This window comes from Bacillus sp. LJBS17, from assembly GCF_019334685.1.
Classification (GTDB): domain Bacteria; phylum Bacillota; class Bacilli; order Bacillales; family Bacillaceae; genus Bacillus; species Bacillus subtilis.
Genome location: NZ_CP079759.1, coordinates 3,984,320 through 4,001,096 on the forward strand (window position 1 = coordinate 3,984,320; position 16,777 = coordinate 4,001,096).

At 43.2% G+C, this 16,777-nt stretch carries 17 protein-coding genes and 3 pseudogenes; 4 read left to right on the forward strand and 16 right to left on the reverse strand.

What is annotated here, in order from left to right; all coding sequences use genetic code 11:
• Positions 1-22 precede the first annotated feature (22 nt).
• Entirely contained in the window at positions 23-2,083 is a 2,061-nt protein-coding gene (locus KXZ66_RS20570; RefSeq protein ID WP_151869965.1) for a catalase, read from the reverse strand.
• Between the two features lie 200 nt (positions 2,084-2,283).
• Between KXZ66_RS20570 and citH the strand changes: the two genes are divergently transcribed.
• Entirely contained in the window at positions 2,284-3,564 is a 1,281-nt protein-coding gene (citH, locus tag KXZ66_RS20575; RefSeq protein WP_003227205.1) for a citrate transporter CitH, read from the forward strand.
• A 144-nt stretch (positions 3,565-3,708) separates the two neighbouring features.
• Here the strand turns inward: citH and bglS are convergent, their stop codons facing one another.
• The 3 genes from bglS to KXZ66_RS20590 all read right to left on the reverse strand — a co-directional run bounded on the left by bglS (position 3,709) and on the right by KXZ66_RS20590 (position 6,342).
• Positions 3,709-4,437 carry a beta-glucanase gene (gene bglS, locus KXZ66_RS20580; protein ID WP_219144712.1) on the reverse strand — a complete coding sequence of 243 codons (729 nt, stop codon included), beginning with the start codon at positions 4,435-4,437 and terminating at the stop codon, positions 3,709-3,711.
• A gap of 296 nt (positions 4,438-4,733) precedes the next feature.
• Positions 4,734-5,567 carry a transcriptional antiterminator LicT gene (gene licT, locus KXZ66_RS20585; RefSeq protein ID WP_219144713.1) on the reverse strand — a complete coding sequence of 278 codons (834 nt, stop codon included), beginning with the start codon at positions 5,565-5,567 and terminating at the stop codon, positions 4,734-4,736.
• A 94-nt stretch (positions 5,568-5,661) separates the two neighbouring features.
• A complete protein-coding gene (locus KXZ66_RS20590) occupies positions 5,662-6,342 on the reverse strand; it encodes a hypothetical protein (protein ID WP_086344495.1) in 681 nt (226 codons plus the stop codon).
• A gap of 206 nt (positions 6,343-6,548) precedes the next feature.
• Between KXZ66_RS20590 and KXZ66_RS20595 the strand changes: the two genes are divergently transcribed.
• A complete protein-coding gene (locus KXZ66_RS20595) occupies positions 6,549-7,835 on the forward strand; it encodes an MFS transporter (RefSeq protein ID WP_086344496.1) in 1,287 nt (428 codons plus the stop codon).
• Positions 7,836-7,853: 18 nt separating this feature from the next.
• Here KXZ66_RS20595 and dbpA read toward each other — a convergent pair whose 3' ends face one another.
• The gene (gene dbpA / locus KXZ66_RS20600; protein ID WP_219144714.1) at positions 7,854-9,293 is read right to left on the reverse strand and encodes an ATP-dependent RNA helicase DbpA; all 1,440 of its coding nucleotides are present in this window, start codon (positions 9,291-9,293) and stop codon (positions 7,854-7,856) included.
• 81 nt (positions 9,294-9,374) lie between these two features.
• Positions 9,375-10,523 (reverse strand): annotated as a pseudogene (locus KXZ66_RS20605) (rhamnogalacturonan acetylesterase).
• A gap of 165 nt (positions 10,524-10,688) precedes the next feature.
• Here KXZ66_RS20605 and KXZ66_RS20610 point away from each other — a divergent pair.
• Both KXZ66_RS20610 and KXZ66_RS20615 read left to right on the forward strand, forming a co-directional pair.
• Entirely contained in the window at positions 10,689-11,024 is a 336-nt protein-coding gene (locus tag KXZ66_RS20610) for a PadR family transcriptional regulator (RefSeq protein ID WP_167568148.1), read from the forward strand.
• Between the two features lie 2 nt (positions 11,025-11,026).
• Entirely contained in the window at positions 11,027-11,548 is a 522-nt protein-coding gene (locus KXZ66_RS20615; protein WP_137201122.1) for a DUF2812 domain-containing protein, read from the forward strand.
• A gap of 213 nt (positions 11,549-11,761) precedes the next feature.
• Here KXZ66_RS20615 and KXZ66_RS22705 read toward each other — a convergent pair.
• The 10 genes and pseudogenes from KXZ66_RS22705 to KXZ66_RS20670 all read right to left on the reverse strand — a co-directional run.
• Positions 11,762-11,890: pseudogene (locus KXZ66_RS22705) on the reverse strand (hypothetical protein); the annotation flags it as partial.
• Positions 11,891-11,907: 17 nt separating this feature from the next.
• Entirely contained in the window at positions 11,908-12,360 is a 453-nt protein-coding gene (locus KXZ66_RS20625) for a hypothetical protein (RefSeq protein ID WP_167568149.1), read from the reverse strand.
• A gap of 15 nt (positions 12,361-12,375) precedes the next feature.
• Positions 12,376-12,672 carry a YxiJ family protein gene (locus KXZ66_RS20630; protein WP_167568150.1) on the reverse strand — a complete coding sequence of 99 codons (297 nt, stop codon included), beginning with the start codon at positions 12,670-12,672 and terminating at the stop codon, positions 12,376-12,378.
• 18 nt (positions 12,673-12,690) lie between these two features.
• On the reverse strand, positions 12,691-13,512 hold the full coding sequence (locus KXZ66_RS22710) for a hypothetical protein (protein ID WP_250622647.1): 822 nt from the start codon (positions 13,510-13,512) through the stop codon (positions 12,691-12,693).
• Positions 13,513-13,532: 20 nt separating this feature from the next.
• Positions 13,533-14,291, reverse strand: a complete 759-nt coding sequence (locus KXZ66_RS20645; RefSeq protein WP_161476584.1) for an Imm26 family immunity protein — start codon at positions 14,289-14,291, stop codon at positions 13,533-13,535.
• A 25-nt stretch (positions 14,292-14,316) separates the two neighbouring features.
• Positions 14,317-14,805: a DUF2716 domain-containing protein gene (locus KXZ66_RS20650; RefSeq protein WP_167568151.1), complete on the reverse strand. Its 489-nt coding sequence runs from the start codon at positions 14,803-14,805 to the stop codon at positions 14,317-14,319.
• Between the two features lie 17 nt (positions 14,806-14,822).
• On the reverse strand, positions 14,823-15,275 hold the full coding sequence (locus tag KXZ66_RS20655) for a hypothetical protein (protein ID WP_003227178.1): 453 nt from the start codon (positions 15,273-15,275) through the stop codon (positions 14,823-14,825).
• A gap of 72 nt (positions 15,276-15,347) precedes the next feature.
• Positions 15,348-15,674 (reverse strand): annotated as a pseudogene (locus KXZ66_RS20660) (DNA-binding protein); the annotation flags it as partial.
• Positions 15,675-15,749: 75 nt separating this feature from the next.
• Positions 15,750-16,136, reverse strand: a complete 387-nt coding sequence (locus KXZ66_RS20665; RefSeq protein ID WP_014481357.1) for a YxiG family protein — start codon at positions 16,134-16,136, stop codon at positions 15,750-15,752.
• Complete coding sequence (locus KXZ66_RS20670) at positions 16,137-16,616, reverse strand: YxiG family protein (protein ID WP_043940235.1); 480 nt, start codon at positions 16,614-16,616, stop codon at positions 16,137-16,139.
• Positions 16,617-16,777: the final 161 nt, after the last annotated feature.

Consider the following 16,777-nt stretch of genomic DNA (forward strand, 5'->3'; position numbering starts at 1 on the left):
TCCTTAAAGATACAGGAGCCGATCAAATTCGTCTATCCCAATGGCGATGAGCAGAAACCGCATCGATAAATGCCTTGCTGAAAGCGGTGTAGTCAGGTTCATCTTTAGCCGTTACGATGCCTGGCCCCTCTGTTGTCCCGACAGAGGATTGAAGAAGGTCAATTCCTTCATTTGCCGCACCGATCGCCTTGTAGTGATTGTAAGCTTCTCTGATAAACGCCATCGCTTGTTTGTTGTCTTTTAACTCCAGCCCTCCTGCAGCATAGACGGCATCATACAGAACAGAATCAACCGTCAGGAACGTGCCGCTGGCCTCAAGCTGCTGTCCGCTGCCGCTTGTCATATACCCCAGATTTTGACTGATGATATCCACTGTGATTCCTTCTTGCTTTAAGGCTTCCAGTACTGTTTGCAGCTCTTTTTCATGAAATCCGTTTCCGGCGAGTACAGCGACTTTTCTTGTTGACGCGGTTTTCACTGTACGGGCTTGGCTTAACGCAGGCGAAGTAAGAATTTCTTTAGATGCTTTACGCTTCGCGGGCGCCGCCACGCCTACTCCTTTGGCGATTTCTTCTGCTAAATCTGCATCGACATTGCTGAAGACATCAACGACCTGCCGCTGTACGTCTTTGCTTTTGACCTTCCCGACCTCGAAGCAGAAAGCAGAAATGATGTGCTGTTTCTCCACAGGAGACATGCTGTTCCAGAAAAGCTTCGCCTGTGAGTAATAATCGTTGAAGCTGTCGCTTCGCTGGCGGATTTTTTTGCCCTCGACTTTTTCCTGATAGTGGACGTAGCCGCCTTCTTCAGCTGTCGCTGGCGACGGATCATTGTTTTGCAGAGAGTTTTTATGATAAGCGACAGGTCCCTTATTGATCGTCATCCGGTGATAGCCGTCATATTGATTGTTATGGAATGGACATACCGGCCGGTTAATCGGAAGCTCATGGAAGTTCGGACCGCCAAGACGAATCAGCTGTGTATCCGTATAAGAGAAAAGTCGCCCCTGCAATAGCGGGTCATTTGTAAAATCGATGCCCGGCACGACATTTCCCGGGTGGAATGCGACTTGTTCTGTTTCCGCAAACACATTATCCTGGTTGCGGTTCAGCGTCATTTTCCCAATGATCTTCACCGGCACAAGCTCTTCCGGCCACAGCTTAGTCGGATCAAGAATATCAAAATCAAACTTGAATTCATCTTCCTCATCAATCATCTGCACGCCGAGCTCGTATTCAACCTTGCCGCCGTTTTCAATTGTTTCCCACAGGTCACGGCGATGGAAATCCGGATCTTTCCCGGCAATTTTCTGCGCTTCATCCCATACGAGAGAATGCACGCCGAGCACCGGCTTCCAGTGAAATTTCACGAAACGTGCCTTTCCTTGTTCATTGACAAAACGGAACGTGTGAACGCCGAAGCCTTCCATCATTCTGTAGCTGCGCGGGATGCCTCTGTCTGACATCGTCCACATCACCATGTGAGCCGACTCAGGGTTATTGGCGACAAAATCCCAAAACGTATCGTGAGCAGTCGCGGCCTGAGGCATTTCATTGTGTGGCTCAGGCTTAAACGCATGAACCAAATCCGGAAATTTGATCGCATCCTGAATGAAAAACACCGGAATGTTATTTCCCACAAGGTCATAGTTTCCTTCTTCAGTATAAAATTTAGTCGCAAAGCCTCTGGCATCCCGCACCGTGTCTGCGGAGCCTTTAGAACCCGCAACCGTAGAGAAACGGACAAATACCGGTGTCTTCACCGAAGGGTCCTGAAGAAATTTGGCCCGTGTATATTCCGTCATTGGTTCGTAAACCTGAAAAAAGCCATGCACGCCATACCCGCGTGCATGCACAACGCGCTCCGGAATCCTCTCATGGTCAAAGTGCGTCATTTTCTCCCGAAAGTGAAAATCCTCCATCAGCGTCGGGCCGCGAACCCCGGCTTTTAACGAGTGCTCATCCTCTGACACCCGCAAGCCTTGGTTTGTCGTCATCTTCTTCCCGCTGTTATCGGCCCTGTACTGCTCAAGCTGCTCGTCCTTTGAGTGTTCATTTACACGTTTGTTTTGGTCATCACTCATGTCTGCTCCCCCTTTTTAAAACGAAACATTCTACAGCACATTTACCCGTGGCGTTCTTCATATAAACTGCTAATCCGCTCATTAGGATTTTTGGTCTACATATAAATATGCGGTCATACACATTTGAAATAAGCCTTCTTCACAGAAAGAAAGGATGGAAGCGCTTACTAAAAAAGCTGTTGAATAGGGGAGGTCATATCATGCTTGCCATACTCGGTTTTGTGATGATGATTGTCTTTATGTACCTTATTATGTCTAACCGGCTTTCCGCTCTTATTGCTTTGATTGTCGTTCCTATTGTGTTTGCCCTGATCAGCGGATTTGGCAAAGATCTCGGCGAGATGATGATTCAGGGCGTTACAGACCTCGCCCCTACCGGTATCATGCTGTTATTCGCCATCCTGTATTTCGGCATTATGATTGACTCAGGTCTGTTTGATCCTCTCATTGCCAAAATCTTATCGTTTGTCAAAGGAGATCCGTTAAAAATCGCCGTAGGCACAGCGGTTCTGACCATGACCATTTCGCTGGACGGAGATGGGACAACAACCTATATGATTACCATTGCAGCGATGCTGCCTCTTTACAAACGGCTCGGCATGAACCGTTTGGTGTTAGCGGGAATAGCGATGCTCGGTTCGGGGGTTATGAATATTATCCCGTGGGGCGGGCCGACTGCGAGGGTTTTGGCCTCCTTAAAATTGGACACGTCAGAGGTTTTCACGCCGCTGATTCCCGCTATGATCGCCGGCATTCTCTGGGTGATCGCCGTTGCTTATATCCTCGGAAAGAAAGAGCGGAAGCGGCTCGGCGTCATTTCGATTGATCACGCACCGTCTTCCGATCCGGAGGCCGCACCGCTCAAGCGTCCCGCTCTTCAATGGTTTAACCTGCTGCTGACTGTCGCTCTGATGGCCGCACTGATCACCAGCCTGCTGCCGCTTCCTGTTCTTTTTATGACTGCGTTCGCCGTTGCCTTGATGGTTAACTATCCAAATGTCAAAGAGCAGCAGAAACGAATCTCGGCGCATGCGGGTAATGCGTTAAACGTTGTCTCAATGGTGTTTGCTGCGGGCATATTCACAGGCATTCTCTCCGGCACAAAAATGGTGGATGCCATGGCGCATTCTCTCGTTTCACTCATCCCTGATGCCATGGGCCCGCACCTGCCGTTGATCACTGCGATCGTCAGCATGCCCTTCACCTTTTTCATGTCGAATGACGCCTTTTACTTCGGTGTCCTTCCCATCATCGCCGAAGCCGCTTCCGCTTACGGAATAGACGCCGCTGAAATCGGGAGGGCCTCCTTGCTGGGGCAGCCTGTGCATCTGCTCAGCCCGCTTGTGCCTTCCACCTATCTATTGGTAGGAATGGCAGGCGTCAGCTTTGGCGACCATCAAAAATTCACTATTAAATGGGCCGTGGGAACAACGATTGTGATGACCATTGCGGCGCTTTTGATTGGGATTATTTCTTTCTAAATGTATGAGCTTGATCGTAGCATTGAGTACAGAGGGGAGAAGATCAAATAGGATATTATGAGTGAATAGAAGATTCATGCCAACAACTCCTCATTACAATCATAAGAGCCTGCTATATTGCAGCAGGCTCTTTCACATTTGGCATTATTTTTTTGTATAGCGCACCCAGTCATAATGAGCGTATAGCGGATTTACACCATTGTAGGAGCCAAGCCATTCATCGACACCCGTGCCATTCCACAAGTTCATCATGATCTTTCCAGGTGTTGTCGGAATTTGGTTTGTTGCAGTATGTTTTAATTGCCCGTCGACATACCATTTAATAGAGTTTGGCTGCCAATCGAATGCATACGTATGATAGGCATTGGCTGCATCAAACCCGAGATCAACAATCTTCTCATGGTTTCCTGCACCATTTGTATAATAGTTAAATTGAACCTTCGTTGTGTCTTTTCCTAAAAATTCGATATCAATCTCATCCCAAGGAGTTCCATCTGTTGGACCTGTGTAAGTGAAGAACGATGAAACGATCCCTGTGTTTTTAGCTGGTTTCATTCTGACTTCATAAAGTCCATAGCCATATGTTTGAACAGAACGGTTTTCCCCGCAGTCAAACTTGTTATAAGCTGGGCTTGTTAGCGCTAAACGCATTTCACCCAATGACGTCATTGATACGTTATTAGCCCGCCACGTGCAGTTGAACATATTTCCATTCGAATAACCATCTGCTTTTTGCCAAAAACCGGAGTTATAGCCGTTAAAAGGGTCAAAAAACGATCCACCTGTTTGAGCCGAGACAGTAGAAGTGACTGCAAACAAACTCATAAACAATCCAGTGACAAGAAGCAGCAACACTCGTTTCAGATAAGGCATATTGGCATTCCCCTTTCATTGAAAGCGTTTTCTATGTTGATCTTACATGATTCTTTTAAAAGGGAACATCGGTCAAAATAATGATAATACCGAATCTTACTTACTTGAATCCTGTAACTATCTTCATCTTCCCCCTGAAAAAAATAAAAACCTAAATTACCATCAGCACAGACAGAGATGATCCGCACTCATTGTAATTTAGGTTTTGCCTGCTTTATCAGTAACAATCCTAACATTATCATATGGAAATGTAAGAAAAAAACGAACACACGAAAATAAAAATGTCAGCGCTCTCATTATGCTTGTTTAACTACCCTTTCTATGTGAATGGTTAAATACAGCAGCTCGTCACTTGTGAGCTTGTGCTCATACTCCCGCTCAATGTAGGTTTGGATTTTCTTCGTGCATTCATACGCGCGATGATACTTTTCTTTCACTGTATCCAGCAAAAAATCTTCCTGGCTTTCCATGTGAGTGCCGTTAAAAAGACGCTGCGCGAAAAATTTTAAGTGGGTGACGAACCGATAATAGTGAAGCGATTCTTCGTTGAATTCAATCTTAAAATGGTATTTTACAATACTCAAAATCTCTTGCATGACTTTTGTAATGTTGATAATATTGGGCATCTCTTCATTCAGCTCGGCATTTACAATATGCAGAGCAATAAAGCCTGCTTCATCCTCTGGCAGAGAAACACCAGTCTTGTTTTTCACCATGACCAACGCTTCTTTGCCGATCGCAAATTCGTCTTTGTACAGCCGTTTTGTTTCCCACAGCAAGGCGTTTTTGATATCAAGCCCTTTCTGGTTGCGCTGGATGGCAAAGTTAATATGGTCGGTCAGCGACACATAGATGCTGTCGTTGAGCTTTTTGCCGAGCTGTAATTTTGCGTAGCTGATAATCTCTTCGGATACTTCCATACACTCGATCGGTATATCATACAAAAGGGTTTTGAACTTTTCTGATACATCCTTGTTATCGAGCGTGAACACTTTCTCAATGCGGGCTTCATCGACATCATCGCCGGACTTTTTCTGAAACGCGAGCCCCCTGCCCATGACGACCAATTCTTTCCCTTGTTCATTGACCACGCTGATCACATTATTGTTGATCACCTTCGCAATTTTCATGACATGTCCCTCCAATCAACTAAGAACAGACTATATCTTGATTGTACATTCTTTTTGTACTAGGTCAATATCATCAGGGAAAGACGGAAGCTGGTCAGTACAATTCACTCCGTACCTGCTGCCCGGGCTGTTTTTGAAGCAGCGCCTCCAGATGGCGTTCAAATGATGCCTTGTCAGCTTTCTGCTTTTTGACAATGCTGTTCATGATTTTGACACTTTCGGCGCTGTATTGTGTATATTGTTTTTTCAGCTGATCCAGCTGCTGTCTTGTCTTCTTCGCGTTTTTCGGTGTGACTTGGCCGATGAGTTTGATCATATTGTCTGCGTTCTCAAAAAAAGCGGCTCTATTTTCTGTCAGCTGCTGAATTTCGATGCGGCTCATGTCTTGATTACGCGTTTTTTGAAGCAAGGCGACCGCCTCGCTGTTTTGTTTTTTGAGCGATTTGTTCTCAAGCTTAATCGATTCGAGATTCTCCTTCGCAATGTCTGCTTCTTCTTCAGTCATGCTGCTTCGCACGAAGTATTCTGGATTGCCGATTCCATAATCAAATGCTTCGCTCACTTGTATCATGGAACTGAACACAATGGCCAGCTGCCTGTCGCTTGCGAAGGCTTGGAAATCCTGCTTTTTCTTGCTGCTCATCGGTTTGGCTGCGGTTTGTTTTACTGTCTTTTGATCACAGTCTGCGAATATCTGAGCCTCACCTTCACTTTCGCATGCGCTCATCACAAGAACTGTGACCAGCAGGCTTATACACAAGCCTATTCGCCTCATGCTCTGTCTCCTCTCTGCTGAATCCCTTCTGGAAAATACCATAAAATATAGTTAAATGGTACCAGATGCACCTAACCCCAGCAATAAATCAAAAGTATGATTTAAAGCGAAAAAACATAAATATTTTGTAAAAATTGACGTGCATTCCATTCTTTTCAGGCCCATTTTTCGTACAATAGAAGTATCGTTACCGGAGAGGGGCTCTGATGATGAAACGTTTTACGAAACAAGAAAACAGCTGGGTATTATATGACTGGGCAAATTCTGCTTACTCAATTGTCGTGACCACCGCGGTATTTCCGTTATTTTATAAATCAGCAGCTGCGGAAAGCGGTGTCAGCGCCGCTCAATCGACTGCCTATCTGGGCTATACCATTGCGATTTCAACGTTTATTCTTGCGATGCTCGGCCCTATTTTAGGCACAATCGCCGACTATGAAGGGTGCAAGAAAAAGTTCTTCGGTTTCTTTGTGTCAGCCGGTGTCGCCAGCACCGCGATGCTCGCCTTTATCCCTAGTGAACATTGGCTGCTATTGTTGCTGTTTTATACGATATCGGCTATCGGTTTTTCCGGCGCCAATGTGTTTTATGATGCCTTTCTCGTTGACGTCACGCCTGAGAAGCGGATGAATCTCGTCTCAGCACGGGGTTTTGGCTTAGGATACATTGGAAGCACGATTCCATTTATCATCAGTATTGCTGTCATCCTGCTCGCACAAGCAGAGACTATTCCAGTGTCTGTACCGGCCGCAAGCCAGCTGTCCTTTTTCATAACAGCTGCCTGGTGGGGGCTGTTCACCATCCCAATGATTAAACATGTCCATCAACGCTATTACATCAAAAAAGAACCTCATATTGTCATCAACAGCTTTAAGCGGCTCGGCCAAACGATGAAACGGATCAGGCAATACCGGGCACTTTTCCTCTTCTTGCTCGCTTATTTCTTTTATATCGACGGAGTCGGCACGATTATTACGATGTCGACATCCTATGGATCAGATTTAGGGATCGGCTCCTCAAGCCTTCTGATCATCCTATTTGTCACCCAGGTAGTCGCCGCGCCGTTTTCGATTATATACGGAAAACTGGCAGAACGCTTCACGGGGAAGACAATGCTGTACGTCGGGATCGTCATTTATATGATCGTCTGCGTGTATGCCTATTTTATGGAGACAACGCTTGATTTCTGGATACTGGCTATGCTTGTCGCCACCTCGCAAGGCGGTATTCAAGCCCTAAGCCGTTCCTATTTCGCCAAGCTTGTGCCAAAGCGCCACGCCAATGAATTCTTCGGTTTTTACAACATTTTCGGAAAATTCGCCTCAATTATGGGGCCGCTGCTCATTGCCGTGACAGCCCAGCTGACCGGGAAATCCTCGACTGCGGTGTTCAGCCTGATCATTTTGTTTGTAATTGGTATTGTGATTCTTGCCTTTGTTCCGGAGGAGACCAGCGCCAATGTCAGCCAGCAGCAAAATGACCTGCCCCTTTAACTGGGAGCAGGTCATTCATCATTTATTCGCTTTATTCACCTTCAGCTTTTTCCCTTTGACGGTTGTGTTCTTCATCACTTTGAGAACATGAGGGCCTTTACCATTTAAAATCTCAACGTATGAGGCGTTATCCATGATCGTAATGATGCCGATGTCGTCAGCTGACACACCGTCAATTTTGGCAATCGTTCCTACAAAATCAACGGCTCTGATTTTCTTTTTCTTTCCGCCGTTAAAATACAGCTTCATAATGTCTTTATTCAGCTCTTCGCTTTTGTCCTTTTTGCTTTCCGGACGGTCATTCAGTTTAGCTAGAAATTCTGGTTTCTTCCTTGCCACTTCCTCTTGAGAAGGGGCATCTATTTTTTGAATTTCAAATCCGATATATTCTTCAATGTCGGCTAAAAACCGTTTTTCGAAGACCGTGACAAACGAAATGGCCTTTCCTTTGTTCCCTGCGCGTCCCGTTCGGCCCGTGCGGTGGACATAGCTTTCCTTTTCAAGCGGCAGATCATAGTTGATGACAAGGGAGATATTTTCAATATCAATCCCGCGCGCGGCGACATCCGTCGCCACTAAGTAACGGTACTCGCCACGTTTAAATTCATTCATGACGTCGAATCGGTCTTCCTGAATCATTCCGCCGTGAATTTTATCGCATGGATATCCTAAGTCATCCAATTCATCGGTCAGCTGATTGAGGTGCTCTTTCGTTCGGCAGAAAATGATGCAGCTGTCGGGATTCTCCGTCATCAGCACATCTTTCAGCAATGAAAATTTATTCTCTTCTCTTACTTGAATCACCGCATGTTCAATATTTCTTGTGGTAAGCCCGGCCGCTTTGATTTCGATATGCTCCGGGTTTTGCATATATTGACGGCTTAATTTCTCAATGTCCTCTGGCAGCGTCGCCGAAAACAGCATCGTTGTGCGCTCAGTCGGCAGATGCTTGATAATCGCCTCCACCTGCTCGATAAAGCCCATATTCAGCATCTCATCCGCTTCATCAATGACCAAATAAGAGAGACGATCCAACGGCAGCGTGCCTTTTTCGATATGATCCAGAACACGGCCCGGCGTGCCGACAACAATGTGGCTTTTTTGCTTAAGCTCAGCTTTTTGTTTATCAAAGGAGGATTTTCCAAATACGGCTGTCGCTTTGATCCGTTTAAATCGTCCGATGTTCGTGATATCTTCCTTTACTTGCACCGCAAGCTCACGGGTTGGAGTTAAAATAAGCGCCTGCGGCTTGTTTTCATCCCAATCCGCCAGCTCACAGAGAGGAATCCCGAACGAAGCCGTTTTCCCGCTTCCCGTCTGTGATTTGACGACAAGATCCTTTCGTTCAAGGGCAGCGGGGATCACGCTCTGCTGCACCTTGGTCGGTTCTGTATATCCCAGTCCTTCCAATGCTCGTAAAATGTCATGACTGATTTGATAGTTTTTAAAATGACTCATGTATAAACTCCTGTCTCTTGCAGATGTTCTCATTATACTCTAATTGACGAAGGCATATGTGTTTTGACGAAAAATGATGTATTAAAAGCCATCGATTCCCTGGCGTTTTAGCTCCTGAACAGCCAATCGCGCCAGTGCGTCGGCCCCAGCGCGGTTCGGATGAAGCGTATCTCCGTCCATATAAAGCGCGAGTGTTTTTTCCGGACCGATCGATGTAAAGTATGCCGAGCTGAGGACATTTAAGTCAATGAGATGTGTTTTTTCCTCTTCGGCCAAAGCTAAAATAGAGGCCCTGTACCATCTGTTTACAGACGAATGGATGCCTTCAGAAGTAAAATCGGTCGCCCGGCCCTGGGGCGTTGATAGGATGACGTCCGCTCCTTTCGCTTTCACCTGACGAATCATATCACGCATCACCTCTTTAAACTCTGCTTCAGATTCATTATGCTTCGGATTTGTGTCATTAATGCCAAGCTGCAACATAAAATAATCTCCCGGTTTAATATACTTCAGGATCGCCTCAAGCTGTCCATCATTTCTGAATCCTCTCGCGATCTGCCCGCCAGACGCCATGTTTCTCACTTGAAAGGTGTGTTTAACGATATAGTGAGGCAGCATCTGCCCCCAGCCCGCCTGCTTGCTGCTGTTGAGCGGATAATAATTGCACACCGTCGAGTCGCCGCCGACATAAATGGTTCGATTCGTCACCGGCTGATCAGACAATTTCTTTATTTTCAAGGCGCTGAGCGTAAAAGCGGTGCCAGCTTTCCCCTCTGTCACCAGCAGATTCAGCTGCCCGTCGGTGACAGGAATTTGGAACGTATCCTCCGCGCCATCCCCTGTCATATTAATGACCTGAAACACGCCCTCCGCCGCAACACTGGCCCTTGCCGTATTGCCAAGCGTCACCTTCACCTCATAAAGGCCGTTCGGGAGATCCACATTAAACGTGTTATTGCTTTTCGTCCCATACGCTAAAAACTGAACCGCATCACTCTTCACGCCAGTCCCGGATGCCGCCACATCCTCCATATTCTCCGGTGTCTGAAAACCGTAGCCCTTTGACCGGTCATACCGGTCAGACGCCCTGACACCAATGTAATCAGGCTCTACCGAACCGCTTCCAAAATCAAACTGATACACCTTTGGCTCCGCCGCCTTCACACTCTAATTCCCGTCAAAACTCAACATCAACATCATCACAAAAACCGCTGCCATCCATTTTTTCATCAAGACTCCCCTCTCTATGAAAACGCATACATTAATGCATACTCGGTGATTGTTTCTTTATGATGACTGGATGCAGAAAAAAATTGCATTGACAAACAAAAAGGAAGATTTTATTATATCAATAGATGATATATCATTTGTTGATATAGGAAATGAGGTGAACACTTGCCAAAGCAGCGTCCGCAGGAAATGGATCAGCTTACCGATCCAGCCTATTATATTGTCTTAACATTGCTTGAACCAAAACACGGATATTCGATCATGCAAGAGATTGAAGACATGACCGATAACTCCTTCACGATCGGCCCGGCTACCTTATATACATTGTTAAAGAAATTACTGCAAGAAGAGATCATTGAGCTTGTCAACAATGACAACCCGCGCCGCAAAGTGTACCAAACCACCTTGCACGGCCAAGAACTACTCAAAAAAGAAATTCAGCGCAGAAAAGTGATGGCTGAACACGGTCAACGTGCTTTTCAACAATTGAAAGGGGATTAGTCATGAAACAGAAAAAATTTATGATGTCTGAAGGATTGGCCTTTTCAGAAGAAAAGGATATGAAGAGACTAAATGATATGGCCAGCAAAGGCTGGGTACTCGATTCTTTTGCGTTTATGGGGTATAAGCTTAGAAAAGCTGAGCCGCGGAAATTGATCTACAGTATTGATTATCATGATGTTGAGGAAGAAAGCTTGGCGGAATACACCGTGATGTTTGAAGCGGCCGGATGGGAACATGTTTGCTCTTCACAAGGTATGCATATCTTTTCGGCTGAGCCCGGGACTTCGCCGATATACAGTGATCAATCCACCATGAGAGAGAAATATAAAAGAAGCGAAAAAGACGTTCGAAACGTCACCTGCACCTTGAGCTTCCTGACTCTCTTGTCAATTGCACTCCATTATGTAACAGGATTATCAAATTGGGTGCCTTTGGCTTTCCTGGTTGTGACTTTTCCGTTTCTCGTGACATATGCGGCAACAAAAGCAAGAACGCTTGGAAAGTGGGGAAAATCAGTGTGACTTCTTGTCACACTTGATCACATCCCACCCTCCGCAATAGAAACTCATCTGATCTTCTTGATCATACACATAATAACGGAGTCTTTCCCATTGATCGTCAGTCGGTTCAATCTCCAACTCAACCACATCGATGGATTTAAGATCATCCAGCTTTGATGCACTAATGTTTTTAAACCGCAATTGAATGTCACAGGTTTGAGCAGATAGTTTTAATTCAAACACAGGAATATGAATATAATGATCATCTTCTTTCATATAGAAAGAAAACTCGTTTAATGTAAATGGACCTGTATCCTCATCAGAAAGATGCTTTTTCAATTTCTCGTATTGTGTGATATTCAAATGAATTCCTCCTATTTTTAGTTACCTCCAACCATATAGATCTCCGCAGCATCATATTCAAACCACATGATCAGTTCGCCTGAGTCTGTTAGGCATTGGAGCTTCCCATCGGAAAAATAGCTTTTATCCGGTTGAGGATCAGTGATCAGAAAAACATCGTCATTGATAGAAGCTAACAGAAAGAGAAAGCCTGCAATGTCCCGGTCTGCTTTCTGTAATACAGATTGAAAATGAAATTCTCGTTTCGCCAGCTTCGTCACCTTGTAAGCATAACCTTCAAAGTACTTGGATAGGTCTTCTATAAATGAACCAGTCGTTATCACCTGTATCATAATTCGCTCATAGGCAAGCCCTTGCCATACACGATAAAACGACTCTGCATCTTCAAGTTCACACGACATAACAATTTGGTCAGGCTTTAGATCGACCATATCTAAATTTCCGATACTGCTTATAGAGGTTATTTCCATAAAATCTTCCCCTTATCAGTTGGATAGCGCAACGCAAATCTCTTGTCTGACTTGTTCATACAAGAGAATGTGCTGATACAGATCTTTATCGTTTTTGATCATACCCGGAAGTATGTCAGGATAAAGCTCAAAAAAGCTTTTCTCCAACGAACGCCGCTGATGCCGGGGCATCCTTTTATTCGCCAGCACATAATCCAAACTGCCATCAACAAGCATAAAAAACTCATAGATTTCCGCTTCAAAGCCGTACAATTCACTAGGATACGGCGTTTCTTCAAGCTCTCGCTGTCTTTTTCTCAGTTTTTGAAGCACGTTGATCCTCTCCTCACCCTATTCAACTTCCATCACCTCATATTGCCGGCAATAAAAGCGGAATGTCTGCTCTTCCCATTCTTCCACAAGGTACGTGCCTTGTGGTTGCATTTCAATATGGAGAAGTCCATCTGATAGATTCGATAGGGTTTCGATTTCTCGTATCGTAACGACTGAAACGTCTTTGAATATGACAACAATCGTACGTGAATGATAAACAGCTGCTAACTCAATCGTATAAATGGCACCAAGCACGTGATCTGTTTCTCGATAAAAACGCCATTTTTTGATATGCTGAAACAAAATAGGAGTAGCTCCTGAAATACTCAATTTTGATTCCTCCGTTGATAGCGTCTCTATACTTCCATACTCACAGTAAGGCTTCAAATCAGGAAAAGCATCCTGCAACATTCTTTCTATATTTTCATCGGTCACTGTAAATACAATATCTGTTGAATCAAAGAAACCGACTTCGAAAATACATTCTTTCACAGGGGAGATATAATCATCTTCATAAAAGTCAGCATTCCCTTCAACAAACGGAATTTGTGTTATGTCATACAGTATCGTCTCTTTAGGCTCAGCAGTTAAAATACAAAATATCACATAAATCTCAAATTCATTTAATATACGATGAAATTCCTCACCTGTGATAAAAAGATAGTCTTCACACTCGCCAATGATATCGTTCCAATGATCCTTATCCTCGGATACATCCATCATATTCAAAATATCGCCAATAACCCAATTATACTCAGTGATATGGAGGGGGAATTGGGTAAAAAAATCACTTAAATGAAAAAGAGTAGAATCAGCATATTCCAGACAAAATCTGCTCATATGATCTCCACCATAACTTCTTACAACTCATACTTAATCAATTCCTCCATCGAGGTTCCCTTGAAATATTGATAAAGAATATCCTCAATACTAAGGTGACCAAATAGCCCAATCGGGTTGCTAAAGGTCTTCCCCCGTTTTTCATCAACCTCTATTAAATCACTCTCTGCCGCTAATGAATCGTCTTGGCTAATGAGGTATTTTCCATCTTCATACATGACAAATGTTATAGTAGAATGATCAAATTTTTTCATCAAATCTATCGGCACCTTGGAAACAACCTTCCAATTCCCCTGAAGAAAGCCTGTATATCCTGTATTCGCAATAAAAAGGGTTCTTTGCTTTTCTGCCATCATGAGAGAAATGTCTTTTTTACTCAAGCGTTGATCTGTAAAAATATCAAAATACTGAATGAGAAGATCATCATTTTTATCTGTTGCTAAATCTCCTTTTACCACTAATGCATATGTGAACTGATTGATTTTCCGTAAAGGGATTTCAATGACAACACCAGGCCTAACTTCACTTAAAGTAGTTCTTTTTTTCATCTTTAGGTTGATGTCAGTGACTTGTTTTCCTTCTAATTCTTTAAAAAGCGAATCGCCGTCTGAGTTTAATACCTGAAAGAGGGTATAAACAAATTCATTTAGAGTAGGCTTACGATCCAATTGTTCAAGGAACACAGCGTGAAAATCTTCGATGGCGTCGTGACAAATATCCATACCATCATCACTTACGAATATCTTTTTATTTTTATATTTCTCTTCCCAAAAGCCCATGTTTCACCTCCGTATTTCAGAACACTCATCTATTTTGAAACAGGATAGGCGGATCATTATCTATCGCCTCCAACAGCTCTTCACCAAACACAGTGATTGCCAATTTCCACGGGTCTCCCAAAAGTCCCCAAGAGAAGTCCTGATGAAAAAAGAAATAATAGTCTCCATTTGGAAATACGGGAACAGGCCATTCGCCAAATTCATCCTGAGGCATTGCCTGATGAGGACTAAAGGTATATCCGTCATGCTGCCAATCTAATGCGTACATCACATCGCTCTTTCCAGTACATGATTGAAATGCTTTCAAAATCGAAGTCTCTAAATCATTCAGCACTCTGACCACATCATCATTACTGGCTTTACTGCTCATCCCGCTTGAGATATCAAACACTCGATATGGATCAGGCGGAATGATGTGATGACATCTGCTTCCGGGTTTCCATTTTATGATCTTGTTCACTTCTGACCAGATGCGGTCTTGTTTTGTCTGACTTAAAGCGCGCCAATTCATCATAATCTCATCCCTACACCTTATTGGATATCCTGCTTATAAACACCAGAAGAGGCCACTGCGTAAACAGCGTAACTTGTCAGTTTCAGCTGTTGAACATCTAGGCCTTCACCGTTCGAATCACAGCATGTTATCTCTTCCATCTCTTGACTCACATCGGCAGAAATCAAATAAAGAGACGACTTAAGGTCTGCACTGTAACAATTGAACGTCCCAACCAAAAAACCTTCTTCGGAAATCGCGAGCTGATCAAATGCTTCTGAGTCCGGCTCTTTATCCGACAGAATCCACACCCGTCTCACGACCGTTTCATCAAATGCGGCAATGACTGCATCTCCGTAATACAGCATATAAATCAAGCCGTTTTTTTCTGCAAGTCCATAACAATCATCTACAGCAGGCGCATCCATTTCTTCAAGCTTTCTATCAATGTGTATTTCCTTCTGCTGACCATCTAACGTAAAACACCACACACTATGGCCGTTGGGATTCTCATCATGATAAATCCCTTCATCACATAAACCGACCCAAAGCTGTTGTTTCTCATCCAAAAGACAGCAGGAAACCCCTGAAGGCAAGTGAAAAACACTTTTCACCCTTCCCTCTTCTGAAAAAACCTTTACCTTCGGCTCGTACGATTCGTAATAAACGAAGACATAGCCATCTGCACATTGTTGAAAGAGCAGAATATCACTGTATGAAATCTGCTCTTTCACTTTAAAAACCCGAATATCACCGGAAGGATCATAGATTGAGATGGTCACATCACCTTTCACACCTTTTCCAATGTAGACACGCCCCAGTGGATCAGCATGGAAAAAACAATCTTGGGTGTCCATGTTGATAATTTTATTCATTTTTAATTTTTTCATTTGTTATGCTCCTAGGTTTGAAATGGTGAGATAAGTCCTCTTACTCGTTTATTTACTTCATTATTACGATCACCTCTATGTTGAGGCATATATTTCAGTTGAATCAAAGAAAACCCTTTCAGTTTCAACTGCATAGACAGCTTGATTAATTCCAATCAAAACGTTTGCATTCGATTCATAATCTTCAATTAAAGGGTGATATAATGTTCCAATACCCTTCGGATAGTAAGAGAATGAATTCAAAATCCATTTTTCCCCATAAGCAACATCTTTTAAAGACGATTCCTTGCCGGCATAAAAAAATAATGATGATACATTCTTGAATAAAATACGATGCTGCTGCTTCTTTCCCTTCGTATCCATTTCTAAATAAAGAATAAATTCTTTTTTAAAGAACTGAAAATCTGTTTTTAATATGGTGAATTCCGAATCAATCAGATGCTTTTGTATTGGATTATTCACTTAAATCCTGCCTCCTTGAAAAAATTTCTTGATCCCAGCCACTATATTATTTTTTTGTTTTTTTTCAGTTTTTTCATAATCATTAAACGCTTGATATTCTTTAGAATCAAAGGATACACATTTAGATTCTATAGCAAGTAAAGTCCCGTTAATTTCTATAAGAAAATTAGCATTTAAGACTTGATTACCTAATATACCATTTTGTAGTTTTCCAATTCCTTCTTTGAAATAACTGATTTCTTCAAGGTACCAATTAGTATCAATGGGTATAGTTTTATCAAACTTGTTATGAACACTAAAATCACAATAAATTCCACTTATATCCTTAAATGAAATTTCTTTTAAAGTGGCTTTTTCTTCTTCTTCATATAACTTAAGATAAAGAGTTAATCTATTCTCTAGGTATTCAAAATTAATATCGTACATAAAGCAATTAACATCGTGATTTATATAATCTATCCATTGCTCAATACTGTTCATGTTATAACATTCTCCTCACTTTAATTAAGTAAAATGTTTGTAAATGCAGATGGAAACTTAGACAAGATTCTTAAATAGAATCCACCTGAATAACCATCTGCATCTCTAACTATGTTAATTGCTATTATTAATCCCTAAATGATCTTTACATTTGATTTATA